Below are 641 nucleotides of genomic sequence, written 5' to 3' on the forward strand. Positions count from 1 at the left end.
GCCATACTCCGGAATCTTCAGTAATAGGAATTACTTCATGAATTTCATCAACATTAAGGTCTCCCCCGGTACCATAATAATTTTTTAAAAGTGGGGAAACCGCCTTGAACCAGCGCTCTAAAACTCCTTTTTTGCGGGGATCATTAGGATCGAAGTTGATACCCGATTTTGCCCCACCAATTGCGGGACCGGAGACGGTGAATTTTACCTCCATGGTCTTTGCCAAAGACAAAACTTCATTCATGTCAAGGCCCTTTCTCATCCTGGTACCGCCACCTGCTGCACCGCCTCTAAGAGAGTTGATCACTGCCCATCCTTCGGCGTCAGTTTCCGGATCTTTCCAATTAAAAACAATTTCCGGGGCTTTATTTTGATATAAATTCAATAATTCTTTCATAATGGTCATAAAATTTGATGCAAATATAATTAAGTAATTTTCTCTAAAAGTTGATTTCGATCATGAATCAGGAATATATAACTCCCGATGAATGATCCCTGGAAGCCCCTGTTACCGAGCTTAAAACATTGATCTCTCCCCGTAATTTAAGAACTCCCAAAAATGCAAAAATAAGAGCCTCCTTATAATTCACAGTTTCTGCAGAGGGAAGAATAATCTCTGCGGAAGTATTCTTCTGGATCTG

Annotated in this window: 1 protein-coding gene and 1 pseudogene; both read right to left on the reverse strand. The window is 40.6% G+C overall.

All coding sequences use genetic code 11. From position 1 onward, the window contains the following. On the reverse strand, positions 1-397 hold a 397-nt coding region (locus HC176_RS15700), incomplete at its 3' end, for a Glu/Leu/Phe/Val dehydrogenase dimerization domain-containing protein (protein WP_280818692.1). Between the two features lie 67 nt (positions 398-464). After that, positions 465-641: pseudogene (locus HC176_RS20405) on the reverse strand (anhydro-N-acetylmuramic acid kinase); the annotation flags it as partial.

Source organism: Tamlana crocina, assembly GCF_012037625.1.